The organism is Herbaspirillum sp. NPDC101396 (assembly GCF_044767365.1).
Taxonomy (GTDB): Bacteria; Pseudomonadota; Gammaproteobacteria; order Burkholderiales; family Burkholderiaceae_D; genus Herbaspirillum.
Genome location: NZ_JBIWNT010000005.1, coordinates 118,772 through 136,470, shown reverse-complemented (window position 1 = coordinate 136,470; position 17,699 = coordinate 118,772). Strand labels below are relative to the sequence as shown.

The 17,699-nt window shown below is 61.6% G+C and carries 16 protein-coding genes; 9 read left to right on the top strand and 7 right to left on the bottom strand.

Going from position 1 to position 17,699, the window contains the following annotated elements; translation table 11 throughout:
* Nucleotides 1-3: 3 nt before the first annotated feature.
* The 4 genes from ACIROY_RS18035 to ACIROY_RS18020 form a co-directional block, all read right to left on the bottom strand.
* A complete protein-coding gene (locus tag ACIROY_RS18035; RefSeq protein ID WP_402342928.1) occupies nt 4-651 on the bottom strand; it encodes a protein-L-isoaspartate O-methyltransferase in 648 nt (215 codons plus the stop codon).
* A gap of 152 nt (nt 652-803) precedes the next feature.
* On the bottom strand, nt 804-4,019 hold the full coding sequence (locus ACIROY_RS18030) for an efflux RND transporter permease subunit (RefSeq protein ID WP_402342925.1): 3,216 nt from the start codon (nt 4,017-4,019) through the stop codon (nt 804-806).
* A gap of 3 nt (nt 4,020-4,022) precedes the next feature.
* Nucleotides 4,023-5,165, bottom strand: coding sequence for an efflux RND transporter periplasmic adaptor subunit (locus ACIROY_RS18025; protein ID WP_402342922.1), 1,143 nt, complete (start codon nt 5,163-5,165; stop codon nt 4,023-4,025).
* Nucleotides 5,165-5,851, bottom strand: coding sequence for a TetR/AcrR family transcriptional regulator (locus ACIROY_RS18020; protein WP_402342919.1), 687 nt, complete (start codon nt 5,849-5,851; stop codon nt 5,165-5,167). The genes ACIROY_RS18025 and ACIROY_RS18020 overlap by 1 nt, the downstream gene beginning before the upstream one ends.
* Nucleotides 5,852-6,189: 338 nt before the next feature.
* On the opposite strand from ACIROY_RS18020, the gene ACIROY_RS18015 reads away from it, so the two are divergent.
* Nucleotides 6,190-6,861, top strand: coding sequence for a hypothetical protein (locus ACIROY_RS18015; RefSeq protein WP_402342916.1), 672 nt, complete (start codon nt 6,190-6,192; stop codon nt 6,859-6,861).
* A gap of 69 nt (nt 6,862-6,930) precedes the next feature.
* Here the strand turns inward: ACIROY_RS18015 and ACIROY_RS18010 are convergent, their stop codons facing one another.
* Complete coding sequence (locus ACIROY_RS18010) at nt 6,931-7,785, bottom strand: IclR family transcriptional regulator (protein ID WP_402275218.1); 855 nt, start codon at nt 7,783-7,785, stop codon at nt 6,931-6,933.
* A 130-nt stretch (nt 7,786-7,915) separates the two neighbouring features.
* Nucleotides 7,916-9,046: a porin gene (locus ACIROY_RS18005; RefSeq protein ID WP_402342913.1), complete on the bottom strand. Its 1,131-nt coding sequence runs from the start codon at nt 9,044-9,046 to the stop codon at nt 7,916-7,918.
* 534 nt (nt 9,047-9,580) lie between these two features.
* Here ACIROY_RS18005 and ACIROY_RS18000 point away from each other — a divergent pair.
* The 7 genes from ACIROY_RS18000 (at nt 9,581) to ACIROY_RS17970 (ending at nt 16,711) form a co-directional block, all read left to right on the top strand.
* Entirely contained in the window at nt 9,581-10,858 is a 1,278-nt protein-coding gene (locus ACIROY_RS18000; RefSeq protein WP_402342910.1) for an L-fuconate dehydratase, read from the top strand.
* A 53-nt stretch (nt 10,859-10,911) separates the two neighbouring features.
* Entirely contained in the window at nt 10,912-11,688 is a 777-nt protein-coding gene (locus ACIROY_RS17995; protein ID WP_402275212.1) for an SDR family oxidoreductase, read from the top strand.
* A gap of 10 nt (nt 11,689-11,698) precedes the next feature.
* Nucleotides 11,699-12,037 (top strand): L-rhamnose mutarotase, encoded by a 339-nt coding sequence (locus ACIROY_RS17990; RefSeq protein ID WP_402275210.1) that lies wholly within the window; start codon nt 11,699-11,701, stop codon nt 12,035-12,037.
* Between the two features lie 46 nt (nt 12,038-12,083).
* Nucleotides 12,084-13,652, top strand: coding sequence for a sugar ABC transporter ATP-binding protein (locus ACIROY_RS17985; RefSeq protein ID WP_402342907.1), 1,569 nt, complete (start codon nt 12,084-12,086; stop codon nt 13,650-13,652).
* A gap of 53 nt (nt 13,653-13,705) precedes the next feature.
* Entirely contained in the window at nt 13,706-14,716 is a 1,011-nt protein-coding gene (locus tag ACIROY_RS17980; protein WP_402275951.1) for an ABC transporter permease, read from the top strand.
* Between the two features lie 61 nt (nt 14,717-14,777).
* On the top strand, nt 14,778-15,719 hold the full coding sequence (locus ACIROY_RS17975; protein WP_402342904.1) for an ABC transporter substrate-binding protein: 942 nt from the start codon (nt 14,778-14,780) through the stop codon (nt 15,717-15,719).
* A 104-nt stretch (nt 15,720-15,823) separates the two neighbouring features.
* Complete coding sequence (locus tag ACIROY_RS17970; RefSeq protein WP_402342901.1) at nt 15,824-16,711, top strand: amidohydrolase family protein; 888 nt, start codon at nt 15,824-15,826, stop codon at nt 16,709-16,711.
* A 16-nt stretch (nt 16,712-16,727) separates the two neighbouring features.
* On the opposite strand, the gene ACIROY_RS17965 is transcribed toward ACIROY_RS17970, so the two are convergent.
* Nucleotides 16,728-17,066 (bottom strand): hypothetical protein, encoded by a 339-nt coding sequence (locus ACIROY_RS17965; protein ID WP_402342898.1) that lies wholly within the window; start codon nt 17,064-17,066, stop codon nt 16,728-16,730.
* A 246-nt stretch (nt 17,067-17,312) separates the two neighbouring features.
* Here ACIROY_RS17965 and ACIROY_RS17960 point away from each other — a divergent pair, with 246 nt between their 5' ends.
* A complete protein-coding gene (locus ACIROY_RS17960) occupies nt 17,313-17,666 on the top strand; it encodes a DUF3088 domain-containing protein (RefSeq protein WP_402275197.1) in 354 nt (117 codons plus the stop codon).
* The last annotated feature ends 33 nt before the right edge of the window (nt 17,667-17,699 follow it).

Genomic DNA, 17,699 nt, shown 5'->3' with positions numbered 1-17,699 from the left:
ATCCTAGAAAGTGAAGTGAGAGTGCTCGCTGGCCGCATGCAGAGGCTTGGCCATCAGTTCAAATACATCGACGGTGTCGTAGACCTGGTCGGACGTGCGGGTGATCACCTGCAGCGACATGACTGGCGCTTCGCCGATGATCGCCAGGACGCGGCCGCCGACCTTGATTTGCTTCAGGAAAGCGTCCGGCAGGAACGGCAGCGCGCCGGAAATCACGATCACGTCGTACTCGCCTTGCCAGCCTTGGGCGCCGTTGCCGAGCTCGACGCTGACGTTGGTCACGCCATAACCGGACAGATTCTGTTCAGCCAGCGCCTTGAGCGCAGGGTCGATCTCGACGGTGGTCACGTGACGCGCCTTCGAGGCCAGCAGCGCCGCCATATAGCCGGAGCCGGCGCCGATTTCCAGCACTTGCTCGTGCTTCTTGACGTTGGCTTCCTGCAGGATGCGCGCTTCGACCTTCGGCGCCAGCATGCTTTCGCCGCCCGGCAACGGGATCTCGGTATCGAAGAACGCCAGGCTGCGATGTGCGGCCGGGACGAATTCCTCGCGCCGGACCACGGTCAGAAGGTCCAGTACATCTTGCGCCAGCACATTCCAAGGGCGGATTTGCTGTTCGATCATGTTGAAGCGGGCTTGTTCGATATTCATGGCAGTGGGCTCAATAGCGACGTAAAAGCAGCATTTTATCAAACCCGGAGGCCGCGAGACAGCCGCAGCGTGTTGCTTTCCGGGGCTTAACGGGGAATTCAGCGAATTTATCGCTTGCCGATTCCGCCGCCATGCTTGCAAAACGGAAATAGTCAGGGCGCATGCTCGTCCTCCGCGTTGTCCTCCGCCTCGTCCGCTACTGCTGCGGCACCGAACCATTTGCGCTTGACCCAGGCGCCGAGGTCGTCGAGGTAGGTGTACGCCACCGGCACCACCACCAGCGTCAGCAGCGACGAGGTAATGATCCCGCCGATCACCGCCTGGCCCATCGGCGCGCGCTGTTCCGAGCCCTCGGCGATGCCGAAGGCCAGCGGCACCATGCCGAACACCATCGCCAGCGTGGTCATCAAAATCGGCCGCAGGCGCACATGGGCGGCTTCCAGCAGCGCTGCCCCGCGCTCCATGCCTTCCCTGCGCGCCTGGTTGGCGAAGTCCACCAGCAGGATCGCGTTCTTGGTCACCAGGCCCATCAGCATGATGAAGCCGATGATGGAAAACATGTTCAGCGTCGAGCGGAAAAACATCAGCGCCAGGAACACGCCGATCAGCGTCAGCGGCAGCGACGACATGATGGCGATCGGCTGCAGGAAGCTGGCGAATTGCGAGGCCAGGATCATGTAGATGAACACCACCGCCAACGCCAGCGCACCCAATGCGTAGCCGAAGGATTCGTTCATGCTTTTGGTCGACCCGCCGATCTGGTAGCGATAGCCGGGCGGCCAGTTGACCTTGTCCAGCATGACCTTGATGTCGGCATTAACCTGGCCGGCGGAGCGGCCGGCGGCGTTGGCCGACAACTCCACCTCACGGTTGAGGTCGCGCCGGTTGATCTGGTTGGCGCCGACCGTATTGCGGATGTCGGCCACCTGGCGCAGCGGTACCATGCGCGGCGTACCGTCGGTATTGCTGAAGCTGCTGGCCAGCATCATGCGCGACAGATCGTCGACCGTATTGCGATCGGTCGGCGCCAGGCGCACGTTGACGTCGTAGTTCTCATCGTCGGGCGCGCGCCAGCTGCTGGCGGCTTCACCAGCCAGCAAGGGGCGCAGGGCGTTGCCGATCTGCGCCACGCCGACGCCGAGGTCGGAGCCGATGTCGCGCTTCGGTTCGATCGAGATGGTTGGCTTTTGCGGCTTCAGGCTGGAGTCGAGATCGGCCACGCCGGGGATCGCGCGCAACCTGGTCTGGACTTCTTCCGACAAGCGGCCGAGCTGATCCAGGTCCGGCCCCAGCAGGCTGAAGCGCACCTGCTTGTTGTCGCCGCCGACGCCGTCGAGCGTGCCGATGTGCGTGACCGTGATGCCGGCCACGCGCGTGAGACGTTCACGCAATTGCGGCGCCAGTTGCGAAGTGCTCAGCTGGCGTTCCTTGCGCGGCTTGAGACGGATGAATACGGTCGCGTAATTCTTGCCCTGAGAATTGCCGGTGTTGACGGTGCTGTAGGTGTCGACCACTTCGGGGAACTGGCGCAGCACGGTTTCGACCTGGTGCACCTTGGATTCGGTCAGTTCCAGCGACGAGCCCACCGGCGTATAGAAGGTCACGCCGCTCTCCGAATAATCGGCCTGCGGCACGAACTCGGAACCGATCAGTCCCGCCGCCGGCAACGCCAGGCCCGCAATGAAACTCAGCAGCGCCAGCACCAGCGTCAGGATGCGGTGCCGCAGCGACCACTTGAGCAGTTTCTGGTAACTGTCGGACAGCCATTGCACCAGGCGTTCGAACTGGTCCAGCACGCGGCCGATGGTCTTGGCGTACCAGCCGTCCTTGCGTTTTTCTCCATGCACGTCGGGGTCAGGCCAGATCGACGACAGCATCGGGTCCAGCGTGAACGACACGAACATCGAGATCAGCACCGCCGCCGTTACCGTGATGCCGAACTGGTGGAAGAAGCGGCCGATGATGCCGCCCATGAAGCCCACCGGCAGGAATACGGCAACAATCGAGAAGGTAGTCGCCAGCACCGCCAGGCCGATTTCCGCGGTGCCTTCCAGCGCCGCCATCTTGTGCGTCTTGAACTTGCCGTGCACCTTCATGCCGGCGTGGCGCACGATGTTTTCCCGCACCACGATCGCATCGTCGATCAGCAGGCCCACGCACAGCGACAGCGCCATCAGCGTGATCATGTTGATGGTGAAGCCGAACATGTACATGAACAGGAAAGTACCGATCAGCGCCACCGGTAAGGTCAGTCCGGTGATCACCGTCGAGCGCCAGGAATTGAGGAACAGGAACACGATCAGCACCGTCAGCGCGGCGCCTTCGAGCAGCGTGCGGCGCACGTTCTCGACGCCGGTGCGGATCTGGCGCGAGCTGTCCTTGATGACTTGCAGGCGCACGCCGGGATACAGTTTCTGCAGGTTCGGCTCCATGTCCTTGATGGCCTGCTTGAGGCCGTCGGCGACATCGATGGTGTTCTGGCCCTGCGCCTTCAGGATGTCCAGCGCAAGCGTGCGCTGGCCGTTGTAGAGCGCCAGCGTTTCCTGTTCTTCCTGGCCGTCGACCACGGTGGCGATCTGTTCCAGCGTGACCGGCTGGCTGCCGCGCCGCGCCACGATGATGCGCTTGAAGTCTTCCGGATTCTTGACCCGGCCCTGCACCTGCACCACCTTCTCGGCGTCGGCCATGCGAATCGCGCCGGTCGGCAACTCCTGGTTCTCGTTCTTGACGGCGGTGATGACCTGATCGACGCCGATACCGAGCGCTTCCATCTCGTTGGGTTTGACGTAGATATTGATCTGGCGCTTGACGCCGCCCACCAGTGTCACCGAACCGACGCCGCGCACGTTCTCCAGCCGTTTCTTGACGACCTGGTCGGAAATCGTGGTCAGCTCGCGCAGCGTGCGCGGACGGGTGTTGGGCGCCTTCGGATCATTGGTGACCGAGATCGAGAAGATCGGCTGGTCGGCCGGGTCGTAGCGTGTGATGCGCGGCTGATCGACTTCCTTGCGGAAGGCCGCCTGCACCAGCGCCACTTTTTCGCGCACGTCCTGCGCGCCCTGCGCCGGATCGACGGTGAGGTCGAACTCGACGATCACCACCGACAGGCCTTCATACGAATGCGAAGTCAGGCTGTTGATGCCGTTGATGGTGTTGACCGTTTCTTCGATCTTGCGCGTGACGTCGGACTCGACGTTCTCGGGTGAGGCGCCGGGGTAAGTGGTTTGCACCACCACCACCGGAAAGGTGATGTCGGGAAACTGGTCGACGCGCAGACGCTGGTAGGAGAACAGGCCGAGCACCACGAACGCCATCATCATCATGGTGGCGAGCACGGGGTTGCCGATGCTGATGCGGGTGAACCACATGCGCTATTCCTTCGCCGCCGGCAGGATCTTGACCGGTGTGCCGGCGTTCAGGTTGCCCAGGTTGGCCTTGACGATGCGTGCGCCGTCCTGCAGGCCGCTGCTGATTTCCACCGCGTTGCCTTTGCTGTCGACACCGCGCAGCCCGGCGACGACATTGCGCCGCGCCAGCTTGCCGTCCTCGATGGTGTACACGTAGGCCTTGTCGCCTTCGTTCTGAATCGCGGTGGTCGGCACGGTCAGCACGGCGTCGCGCTTGTCCAGCGTAAGGCTGGCGTCGGCGAACATGCCGGCGCGCAGGAGATTGTCGGGATTGTCGATGCGCACATACACCATGATCGAGCGCGAGCCCGACTGCGTGGCCGGATTGATGCGCACCACCTTGCCGGCGACGGCGTCCGGCAAGCCTTCCACGCGCACCAGCACTTCCTGGCCGAGTTTTACCTTGAGGATGTCGGCGGTCGGCACCGGCGCTTCCAGTTCCATCTGGCGCAGGTCGACCACGTCGAGCAGCTTGTTGTCGACCGACACCTTCTCGCCGGGCTCGATGGTGCGGGTGCTGACCAGGCCGGCCATCGGCGCCTTGATGATGGTGTCGTTGAGCGCCTTTTGCGCCACGTCGAGCGCGCCGCGCGCGGTGTCGACGTTGGCCTTGGCGATGTCGAACTGGCTGGCGGCGTTGTCGAAGGCGTTGCGCGAAATGAAGCCCTTGTCCAGCAGCGCCAGGTTGTTGTCGCGCGATTTAGTGGCGATGTCGAGCTGGCCGCGCGAAGCGACCAGCGAGCCTTTGGCCTGCTCGACCTTGGCCTGGTATTCGCTGGTGTCCATGCGGATCAGGACCTGGCCGAGGGTGACTGCCTCACCGGCGCGCACAAGCACTTCCTTGACCTCGCCTGCGACCTTGGCCTTGACCGCAACCTGGTTGAGCGCGCGCAATGCGCCCGACATCGGCAGCACCTGGCGCAAGGCTTCGACCTGGGCCACGGCGATGTCGCCCGGCAGGAATTCCAGCACCTGGACTGGCTTTTCGACCACGGCCATAGCTGCGGGCGCGGCGGGGCGCTTGCGTAGCGCCATGAAGGCGATCAGCAGCACCAGCACAAGCAATACGATCAGGACCGAGCGGCGTTTAAAGAAGGAAAGTGTCATCAGGGTTTGGTCAGCAGGCCGTTCAGGCAAAGGTCGATGAAATTGTCGAGATAGGCGCCGGGCTCCACCGGCTCGATGGCGCACGGGCCGAACGACTGGCTCCACAGCATCAGCATCAGCACCGGCGCGACGATCACGCGTTTCATGTGCTCGGCGTCGATGGCGCGGAATTCGCCGCGCCGGATGCCGCGCTCGAGCATGCGCACGATGGTGGCGTTGCAGCGCGTGATGACTTCGGCATGGTAGAACTCTGCGAGTTCGGGGAAGTTGCCGGATTCTGCCATCATCAGTTTGGAAATACCGTTTAATTTTGTATCCGCCACCGAGGCCCACCAGCCCAGGATCAGGTCGCGCAGCAAGTCGGCGCTATGGCCTTCGTAGCGGTCAACCATGTCTTCGGCCTCTTCCAGCAGCGGCAGCATGTTGGTGCGCACGACCGACTTGAACAGGCTTTCCTTGCTGTCGAAATAGAGATAGAGCGTGCCTTTGGAGACGCCGGCGCGGGCGGCGACGTCTTCCAGCCGCGCAGCCGCGAAGCCGCGTTCGACGAAGATGTCCAGCGCAGCGGCCAGCAATTCCTGCGGGCGCGCTTCCTTGCGACGCTCCCAGCGCGGTCCGCGTGGGGAAACGTCTGGGGCGGTGCGAGAGGCTTTTGGGACGGGCGGGAATTTTGAGGGCTGAGCCATGGCGAAGCGGCGGCGCCGCCAGTAAGTTACCGGTGAGTCAGCAATGTAAGTGGCAACCGTCATATCGTCAAGAAGCGCGCCGGGGTAGAGTGAGTAAAGCAGGGTAAAGGTGCGCCGGCCCTGTCGACAGCGGTTTGCGACGAAATGCCGGATTCGGGGAATAAAGCGGTGAATGCGGCGGTGTCCTTGCAAACGGAACAGACAAAAGGCTCTTACAATAGGAAAATCAGGCAGGTATTGCCAAAAAATCGGACGAAATTGTCAATCCGGCAACGTATTGGCAACTTACAGGCAGCCGGGCGGCAGCAGCGGTCCCGGCAATCCGTAGGAGAGCGGCAATGGACAGCATCAACAACCAGTTTTTCATCAACAACACGGCGTCGCCGACGTCGGCGAAGGCGTACGCCAAAAACGACGACATCGGTTTCGCCCAGATGATGGCCACGCGCGGCAGCGTCGACGGCCTCAGCGGCGCCGCCAAGGCCGACGTCAGCCCGGCGCTGACGATGGCGCTGGGCGGCCTGATCGGCCGCTACGGCATCAACGTGCCGCCGAAGCTGCGCATCCTGCCGACCAAGAAAAAATACGTGCTGGAAGAAGGCGACGACCGCAGCGGCAAGTTCGACATGCTCATCACCGACAATCCCGGCGTGAGCGAATTGCTGACCCAGGCGCACACCAAGGCGCTGACCGATCGCGACGCGGCGATGGAGTCAGCCATCGACACCTTCATGCGCGGCAAGGGCGGCTATGACATGCGCGGCTTCCTGACCGAGTTCAAGGAAGAGCAGAAGCCGCGCGCCGTCAGCGTGGTCTACGATGGCCTCGGCACCTACGTGGAAGAGCAGGACGCCCGCGGCGCCTGGCGGCTGGTCAAGGGCGAGTCGGATTTCATGGACGATCTGATGAAGGCCTACACGCGTTACAACCTCACCAACGCGGCGGTGGAATACAACAAGGGCAAGAGCTTGCCGACGCTCAATCGCGATCAGGTGTCGCAGGGCGGTTGAACGCTGCATGCATCAAACAAAAAAGCCAGGCCGCGATGCCTGGCTTTTTTATTGGCGCGGACCGGAAGTCTACGTGCCGAAGCTGCTGCTGCCCATGAGCTTTGATAGTCGAGCCGAGATTTCCTGCACGATGTTCTGCACTTCATCGAGGCTGGGATTGACCTTCTTGTCGATGCGTTCGATGTAGGGCACGTTGAGCGCCGCCAGCATGCGGTCATTGGCGCCCAGCACCGGATACGAGAGATTCACCACGCCGCGGATCTGGCGGCTTTCCATGCGCGAGTAGCCGCGCTCCTGAGTTTCGGCGATCTGGCGCAACAGTTGCGCGTGGTCGATTTCCTGCTCGCCGTCCATGCGCACGTGCGCCGCCAGCATGCGGCCGCGCTCCGCTTCGTCGCGGAACGACAGCAGCACGTGGCCCGATGCGGTGTCGGTCAGGCTGACCAGCGCGCCGACCTTCAGGCCGAAGGCCCAGCGTTCCGGGCTGTCTACCTGCGCCACCACGATCACGCGGCCGGCTTCATAGACGGTCAGATGGGTCGATTGCATGGTGCGGTTGGCCAGCTCGCGCATGTGCGGCAGCGCCGTGCTCACCAGCGAACGGATCGGCTGGTTGTTGTGCGCCAGTTCGAACAGCTTGAGCGACAGGCGGTACTGGTCGTTGTCGGCGATCAGGTAGCCGCGCTGCTCCAGCGTCACCACCATGCGGAAAATTTCATTGACGCTACGCCCCAGCTGCCTGGAGATCTGGTTCAGCGTCAACATCTGCTCGGACTTGCTGAGCAGCTCCAGAATGTCCAGTCCCTTGTCCAGCGCCGGCGCGGCATAGCGCGCCTTGCCGGTATCGGCGGCACTGTCGTTGGCGGAAGCCTCGGCGACGGCTTCCAAGTCTGCGTCAGGGACGATTTTCTTGGTTCTTGGCATGGGCAGGCTGAATGAGGGAAAGGATTGCGGATGTTTGTCGTTTTGCGCAAATCCGTCTTGTTGCGCATTTTATCCCTGAAACCGGCATTCATGCGGCTTTACCGGTTTCAGGGAGTTACGCCCGACTAACTTAGAACGAATGGCTGATGCCGGCGTAGGCGCCGTTCTGGTTCTGGCCCGGCAACGGATTGTTGTTGGTGGCCTCGACCGAGAAGTTGGCGGTGCTGCTGTTGCGGACCGTGCCAGCGCCCACATACAGCAAGGTGCGCTTGGACAGCGAATAGTTGGCGCCGGCCATGAACAGGTTGGCGTTGCCGCCGCCGTTGTTGACGTTCACGCGGAACACCGAGCCGATCAGCGTCAACGCAGGCGTGACCTGGTAGTTCGCACCCAGCCAGTAATGATTGACCTTGTCCGGTGAGCCCGGGGCAACGTCCGGTGCGCGCAGGTTTTCGTAGCCGAGGAACAGCTTGAGTTTGTCGATGGTGTAGGTGCCGCCCAGGATCAGTTCTTTCGAGGTATCGAAGACCGTATTGCGGGTGCCATCAGAGTTGAGGCCGCTGCCGTACTTGCCGTTGCTGTCGCGGATCAGATCATAGATCGCGCGCAGCTCAAGTCCCTGGTTTTGATACACCAGCGAGACGCCGTCCTTGCGCTTGTTCTTGATCGAGCCGGCCTGTTCGCCGAGCGCGGTCTGGAACGTGGCATTGAAGCCGCCCCAGGTCGGCGTCTGGTATTCGATCACATTGTCAGCGCCTTGCCAGTTGCGGCCGCGCACCAAGGTGGCGGTGCCGATGAATTGCTGGCCGGTCGGATCGAGGAACCAGACGTCATTGTCGATGAACAGGTTCTTACCGAACTTCAGCGAGCCGGCGCTGCCGGACAGGCCGACGTAGGAGCGGCGGTTGAACAGCGCCGTACCGTTGGTGGAGCCCTTGGTGGCGTCGAAGCCGGACTCGAGCAGGAAGAAGGCATTCAGTCCCGAGCCCAGGTCTTCCGTGCCCTTGAAGCCGATCATGCTGGTGCCCCACTGGTTGCCGGAGGCGCGCCACAGGCTGCCGCTGCCGCCGCCGGCTGTGGCGACGTTGGATTGATAGTCTACGCCGGCGTCGACACGGCCGTAGACCGTGACCGCCGATTGCGCCTGCACTGCGCCGGCCAGGCCGAGCAGTGCGCTGGCGACGGCGGCGAGCTTGAATGAGGATGCGCCGCGCGGTGCGCGGTTGCCGCTGGTCGCGACGATGGATGTGATTGTCTGCATGAGGATCTCCGTATGTGTCTTCATTTATGGTTGTTGGTGACTGCGTGTTCGTGTTTCGTCCGTACTGCGTACAGTTTTCCGGGACAGAGGTGCTCCTGGCGTTGCCGCAAGGGAAATGCGTGGGTTTCTCGGGCCTCCTTCCTTGTTTTATTTTTATTTGTAAAATTTAATTTTAATAAAATATCAAAGAAATATTGCCTGGGAGCTATCTATGTTTTGATATCTCTCCACTATCTATTGGTTATCACTCGGCGGTACGTGATTCCGTTGTAGTCTCCGGCGAAGCGATAGTAGCAAAGTAAACTCAAATATAAAATAGAATTTTATTGATGAATTTTAAGCTGCGTGCAATAATCGCCACACTTCATGACCTGCCAAGGGCAGCTTCGGCCTGGCAAGGTCAGGTGCAATAAAGGCGATGCGAATGCGTTGCGGAGACAGGAGAAGGGCCGCGCGGCAAGAAAGCGCAAGCCTGCTCGTATCTACAGGCTTCACTGACATTTGTTCTTAACATCCCATTTATCTACAGAGACGATGACCACCATCACTTCCATGCGCGTACTGGATGTACGTTTCCCGACCTCGAAGACGCTCGACGGCTCCGACGCCATGAATCCGGATCCGGATTACTCCGCCGCCTACGTGATCCTGGAAACCGACCAGTCCGGCCTCGAAGGCCACGGCCTGACCTTCACCATCGGTCGCGGCAACGAGATCTGCTGCGCCGCCATCAAGGCGATGGAGCATCTGGTGGTCGGCCTCGACCTGGCCTGGGTCAGTGCAGACATGGGACGCTTCTGGCGCTATATCACCTCCGACAGCCAGCTGCGCTGGATCGGCCCGGACAAGGGCGCGATCCATCTCGCCACCGGCGCCGTCGTCAATGCGGTCTGGGATCTGTGGGCCAAGGCTGAAGGCAAGCCGCTGTGGAAACTGGTGTCCGACATGTCGCCGGAAGAACTGGTGCGCAGCATCGACTTCCGCTACATCACCGACTGCATCACGCCCGACGAAGCGCTGGCGCTGCTGCGCGCACAGGCGCCCGGCAAGGCCGAACGCATCCGCCTGCTGGAGCAGAACGGTTATCCCTGCTACACCACCTCGGCCGGCTGGCTGGGTTACGACGACGCCAAGCTGCGCCGGCTTTGCAAAGAAGCCATCGACGGCGGCTTCAACCACATCAAGCTCAAAGTCGGTCGCGACCTCGCCGACGACAAGCGCCGCGTTACCATCGCGCGTGAAGTCATCGGCCCGGATCGTCACCTGATGATCGACGCCAACCAGGTGTGGGAAGTCGACCAGGCAATCGAATGGGTCAATGAGCTGGCCTTCGTCAAGCCATGGTTTATCGAAGAGCCGACCAGCCCGGACGACGTCGAAGGCCATCGCAAGATCCGCGAAGGCATCGGCGCCGTCAAGGTCGCCACCGGCGAGATGTGCCAGAACCGCGTGCTGTTCAAGCAATTCATCATGCGCGGCGCCATCGACGTGGTGCAGATCGATTCCTGCCGACTCGGCGGCGTCAACGAAATCCTGGCAGTGCTGCTGATGGCGGCCAAGTACAAGCTGCCGGTCTGCCCGCACGCCGGCGGCGTCGGCCTGTGCGAATACGTGCAGCATCTCTCGATGATCGACTACGTCTGCATTTCCGGCACTACCGAAGGACGCGTGACCGAATACGTCGATCACCTGCATGAGCACTTTATCGATGCCTGCGTGGTCAAAGGGGCTGCCTACATGCCGCCGACCGCGCCGGGATTCTCGATTACGATGAAGCCGGAATCGCTGGAGCAATATCGCTTTCGCGGCTGATTAAAAAACAAGACAACAATAGCGATCGACACAATCGCAACACGGAGACAAACGTGGATTTACATCTCAAAGACAAGGTCGTGATCGTCACCGGCGGCGCTTCGGGCATCGGCGGCGCGATCTCGCTGCAACTGGCCGCAGAAGGCGCGATTCCCGTGATATTCGGCAAAAGCGAGCCGAACGAAGCGTTTCGGGAAAAATTGCTGAAACTGCAACCGCAGGCACGCTTCTTCCTGCTCGACCTGACCGATGAAGGGAAGTGTGAGCAAGCAGTGGCCGAGACTTTGCGCGCATTCGGCCATCTCGACGGACTCGTCAACAACGCCGGCATCAACGACAGCGTCGGCCTCGACGCCGGCCGCGCCGCATTCATGCAATCGCTGGAAAAAAACCTGATCCACTACTACGTCATGGCGCACTACTGCGTACCGCACCTCAAGGCCACGCGCGGCGCCATCGTCAACGTGTCGTCCAAGACCGCCGTCACCGGTCAGGGCAACACCAGCGGCTATTGCGCATCCAAGGGCGCGCAACTGTCGCTCACGCGCGAATGGGCGGCCGCGCTGGCCAACGATGGCGTGCGCGTCAATGCGCTGATCCCGGCCGAAGTCATGACGCCGCTGTACGAAAAATGGATTTCCAGTTTCGACAATCCGGAGGAGAAGCTGGCCTCGATCACGAGCAAGATTCCGTTCGGCAAGCGCTTCACGACCTCGGAAGAGATGGCCGACACGGCGGTCTTCCTGTTGTCGGATCGCGCGGCGCACACTACCGGGCAATGGGTATTTGTCGATGGCGGCTACACCCACCTCGACCGCGCGCTGAGCTGAGGAGCGAGCCATGCGTTACTGCCTCGCCCTCGACCTGAAAGACGACGCGGCGCTGATCGCGCGCTACGAAGAACATCATCGTCGCATCTGGCCGGAGATCGCCGCGCACCTGAGCGTGCACGGCGTGACCGGCATGGAGATCTACCGGCTCGGCACGCGCATGACGATGATCATGGACACCGACGACGCCGTCTATGATGCAGCGGCGATGGCGCGGGCAATGCAAAGCAACCCCAAGGTACAGGAATGGGAAACGCTGATGTGGCAGTTCCAGGCGCCGACGCCGTGGACGCCGCAAGGAGAGAAATGGGTGCCGATGGCGAAGATATTCGACCTGACGGCGCAGTGAGGGTAACCCGCAAAGACGGATAACCGACTTGCATCAAGAGGCAGGCATGCAATCAGAACAAACAGAGACCGCAAACGAATCGGGATACCTGATTTCTCTGCGCAACGTAACCAAACGCTTCCCCGGCGTGCTGGCGCTGGACAATTGTCAGCTCGACCTGTTGCCGGGCGAAGTGCACGCGCTCATGGGCGAAAACGGCGCCGGCAAATCGACGCTGATGAAGATCCTGTCAGGCGTGTACCAGAAAGACGAAGGCAGCATCTTCGTCGACGGCAAGGAAGTCGACATCGACGGCCCGCGTGCGGCGCAGGAGCTCGGCATCGGCATCATCCATCAGGAGCTCAACCTGATGAACCACCTGAGCGCCGCGCAAAACATCTTCATCGGCCGTGAGCCGCGCGGACGGTTCGGCATGTTTCTCGACGAAGAGACGCTCAATCGCCAGACCGCCGAAATCTTCGATCGCATGCGCCTGAAGCTCGATCCGCGCACCCAGGTCGGCGAGCTGACCGTGGCCAAGCAGCAGATGGTGGAAATCGCCAAGGCGCTGTCCTTCAACTCGCGCGTGCTGATCATGGACGAGCCGACCGCCGCGCTCAACAACGCCGAGATCGACGAACTGTTCCGCATCATCCGCGACCTGCAAACGCAGGGCGTCGGCATCGTCTATATCTCGCACAAGATGGACGAGCTGCGCCGCATCTCCAATCGCGTCACCGTCATGCGCGACGGCAAATACATCGCTACCGTGCCCACCGAAGAGACGCCGATCGACACCATCATCAGCATGATGGTCGGCCGTCAGCTCGACGGTGCGCGTCCGGTCATCGCCAACGCCGGCGACAACAAGATCGTGCTGGAGGTCAAGGGTCTGACGCGCGGCCATGCGATCCGCGACGTCAGCTTCCAGTTGCGCAAGGGCGAGATCCTCGGCTTTGCAGGTCTGATGGGCGCCGGTCGAACCGAAGTCGCGCGCGCCATCTTCGGCGCCGATCCGCTCGACGCCGGCGAAATCTTCATCCATGGCGGCAAGGCCGTGATCAAGTCGCCGTCCGACGCCGTCGCCCACGGCATCGGCTATCTGTCGGAAGACCGCAAGCACTTCGGCCTGGCCACCGGTCTCGACGTCAAGGCCAACGTGGTCATGTCGAGCATGAACCGCTTCCTGAAAAAGGGTCTGTTCCTCGACCAGGCCGCGATCCGCAGCACGGCGCAAAGCTATGTACGCCAGCTCTCGATCAAGACGCCATCCATTGACCAGCCGGCGCGCCTCCTGTCCGGCGGCAACCAGCAAAAGATCGTGATCGCCAAGTGGCTGCTGCGCGACTGCGACATCCTGTTTTTCGACGAACCGACGCGCGGCATCGACATCGGCGCCAAGAGCGAAATCTACAAGCTGCTCAACACCCTGGCAGAACAAGGCAAGGCCATCGTGATGATTTCCTCCGAGCTGCCGGAAGTCCTGCGCATGAGCCACCGTGTGCTGGTCATGTGCGAAGGCCGCATCACCGGCGAACTCAGCGCCGCCGAAGCCTCGCAGGAAAAGATCATGCAACTGGCCACGCAGCGTCCCTCCGCCGTCGCTGCCTCGACCGTCGCTACCACCACACATTGAAGAAGACGACCATGGCAACTACTCCCAATCCACTGTCGCAAACGAACCTGACCATGACACCAACAACCGATTCCCAAGCCGGCGCCGGCAGCCTGCGCGAGCGCCTGTTCCACCCGTCGACGCGGCAAAAGCTGCTGGCCTTTGCCAGCCTGCTGGCGCTGATGGTGTTCTTCAGCGTCGCCAACGACAACTTCCTGCAGGTCGACAACCTCGTCAGCATCCTGCAATCGACTGCGGTCAACGGCGTGCTGGCGATCGCCTGCACCTTCGTCATCATCACCGCCGGCATTGACCTGTCGGTGGGCACCATGATGACGTTCTGTTCCGTGATGGCGGGCGTGTTCCTGACCTACTGGGGTCTGCCGATCTACTTCGGCATCTTTGCGGCGATCTTCTTCGGCGCGCTGTGCGGCTGGACCTCCGGCATGCTGATCGCCAAGCTCAAGGTGCCGCCATTCATCGCCACGCTGGGCATGATGATGTTGCTCAAGGGCCTGTCGCTGGTGATCTCCGGCACCAAGCCGATCTACTTCAACGACACGCCGTCGTTCCCGCAGATTTCGCAGGAGTCGCTGATCGGGGACCTGATCCCGGCGCTGCCGATTCCCAACGCCGTGCTGATCCTGTTCCTGGTGGCGATCGCCGCCGGCGTCATCCTCAACAAGACCGTGTTCGGCCGCTACACCTTCGCGCTGGGCAGCAACGAAGAAGCGCTGCGCCTGTCCGGCGTCAAGGTGGATTTCTGGAAGGTCACCGTCTACACCGTCAGCGGCGCCATCTGCGGCATCGCCGGCCTGCTGATCGCCTCGCGCCTGAATTCCGCGCAACCGGCGCTGGGGCAGGGCTATGAGCTCGACGCCATCGCCGCCGTGGTGATCGGTGGCACCTCGCTGTCGGGCGGCACCGGCACCATCCTCGGCACCATCATCGGCGCCTTCATCATGAGCGTGCTGATCAACGGCCTGCGCATCATGTCGGTGGCGCAGGAATGGCAGACCGTGGTCACCGGCGTGATCATCATCCTGGCGGTGTACATGGACATCCTGCGTCGCCGTCGTCAATAAAAGTAAAACAAGAAAATTGCCTTACCCCCGCTGTTTTTACATTCATCAAGGAGACTTAAAAATGATAAAGAGAAGAGCCCTCAACATCGCCCTCGGCCTCAGTTTTGCATTCGGTGCAAGCGGCATCACACAAGCGCAGGAAGTCTATATTCCGCTGATCTCGAAGGGCTTCCAGCACCAATTCTGGCAAGCGGTAAAGGCCGGCGCCAACCAGGCCGCGACCGACTACAAGGTCAAGGTGACCTTCGAAGGACCGGAAACCGAAGCCATGGTCGACAAGCAGATCGACATGCTGTCCGCTGCACTGGCCAAGAAGCCGCAGGCGATCGGTTTCGCCGCTCTCGACAGCAAGGCTGCGTTGCCGCTGCTGAAGAAGGCGCAAGCTGCAAAGATTCCGGTGGTCGCATTTGACTCGGGCGTCGACAGCGATATTCCGGTCACGACCGCCACCACCGACAACAAGGCCGCCGCCGCGCTGGCTGCCGACAAGATGGCCGAGCTGATCGGCAAGGAAGGCGAAGTCGCCGTGGTCGCGCATGATCAGACCAGCCGCACCGGCATCGACCGCCGCGATGGCTTCGTCGATCGCATCAAGTCGGCCTATCCGAAGATCAAGATCGTCAGCATCCAGTACGGCGCGGGCGACCAGCTGAAGTCGACTGAAGTCACCAAGTCCATCCTGCAGGCATATCCAAAACTCAAGGGCGCCTTCGGCACCAATGAAGGTTCGGCCATCGGCGTGCTCAACGGCGCCAAGGAAATGAAGCGCAAGGTCGTTATCGTCGGCTTCGACTCGGGCAAGCAGCAGAAGGATGCGATCCGCGACGGCCAGATGGCAGGCGCGATCACGCAAAATCCTGTCGGCATCGGCTACAAGACCGTCGAAGCTGCAGTGAAGGCGCTCAAGGGCGAGAAGCTGCCGAAGATCATCGATACCGGTTTCTACTGGTACGACAAGAGCAACATCGCCGATCCGAAGATCGCAGCCGTGCTGTACGACTGATCGTCTGATCATTTGATCTGAGGATCCGATGCCGGCGGCATTCGCACCAAGCGGATGCGCCGGCATTCTCGTTTGATTTTTTCAATTTTTACTTTGATCAGACCATGACCATGCGCATCGATGCACATCAACATTTCTGGCGCTATCGCGCGGAAGATTACCCATGGATAGGGGCCGGCATGGACGTGCTGGCGCAGGACAAGCTGCCTGCCGATTTGCTCCCGTTGTTGCGCGCACATCAGGTGGATGCCTCGATTGCCGTGCAGGCGCGTTCGGGCCGCGACGAGACGCGCTTCCTGCTTGGACTGGCGCAGGAGAATGATTTCATCGCCGGTGTGGTCGGCTGGGAAAACCTCGCCGTACCCGATCTCGGCGAGCGCCTCGATGAATGGCATGGCGGCGACAAGCTGCTGGGATTTCGTCATCAGGTGCAGGACGAAGCCGACGCGCGCGCCTTCCTCGAACATGCCGATTTCAATCGCGGCGTGGCGCTGCTGCAAGAGCGCGACTACGTCTACGACGTGCTGGTGTTTGAGCGCCAACTGGCCGACACGCAGGCATTCTGCGCGCGCCATGACAAGCACTGGCTGGTGCTGGACCATCTCGGCAAGCCGGCGCTGCGCGAGTTTGGCAAAAACGGCGGCAAAAGCGACGACGCCCTGTGGCGCTGGGAAAAGGAATTGCTGGCGCTGGGTGAATTGCCGCACGTGGTCTGCAAGCTGTCCGGACTGGTCACCGAAGCCGACTGGCAGCACGGCCTGCAGCCGGCCGACTACCAGCACATCCGCATCTGTCTCGATACCGCGCTGGAAGCCTTCGGTCCGCAGCGCCTGATGTTCGGCTCGGACTGGCCGGTGTGTTTGCTGGCTGACTCTTACGACAAGGTGGCCGATCTGGTCGCCGACTGGGCCGCGAGCAATCTCAGCAAAGACGAGCAGGCTGCGCTATGGGGCGGGACGGCGGCGCGTTGCTACGGCATCAAAGTCGGATAGCCCGGACGGTTATTTTTCATTTGCCCTGCACCAGTTGCAAGGGCGTTGCCATCACGGCGTTCAGTTCGCGCATGTTGGCCGGTCGCTGTGCCACCAGCGTCAGCACCCATTCCTGCAGATAGGTCGCGCCCGGCGTGTTCTTGCCGGTGCGATCATTCAGAACGCGCTGCCAGCCGCGCACGATCATGCCGTCGGCATGCATGCTCAGCAATTGCGGTTCATACAGCGGCGACAGCAACAATACTGTCGTGCCTTGCGTACCTTCCGCGGTCTCCGGTGCGCTCAGCGTCATCTGGCGCGTGGTGCCGGCCATGCTCATCGTCACGATGCCGGCGAAACCGGCGTCGGCAGCCACTTCCGCCTCAGTGCGGCGGATTCCCTCATGTCTTAATTGTCGAATTATACTGTACATAAATCCAGTATATTCCAAAATTGTCCCTCGGCGCAATACGAGTTCTTGCTTTCAAATCCGTCTTCGGATGTGCCGGCGCGAGCCCCATCCAAGACTGCACGCGGTATATGAATATGCGGATATATTCGTGGCGGCGGCGTGGCGCGCGCCAGAGAATCAAGGATTGATTTTCTCTTTCCGGAGTGCGCCATGAGCCGAGATTTGCTGTTGTTGCTGGAAGCAGGATTTACCGACCCGAACCACCCTGGTGAGCGTTTCATCTGCCCCGACGGCGCGCCCATCGAGGGCCTGCTGGCCGGTGATCCGGAACATGCCGGACGCCTCGACATCGAGCGCCTGCCGTTCGCCAAGCCGCGCCAGAAGGTGGTCGCCGCGCTCGATGCCGATCACCAGAGCCTGCCGGTACTGATCCTCGGCGACGAACAGCCGCTGCCGGCCGATAGCACGCACGTGCAGCAACTCGGCGACAAGCGCTTCGTCACCGACACGCGCCGCATCCTCGACTTGCTGGCCGAACGCCACGGCTTTTTCAAAGTGCATTGATGCACGGTCGTCTCGCGCCGGCAACGGCGCGGG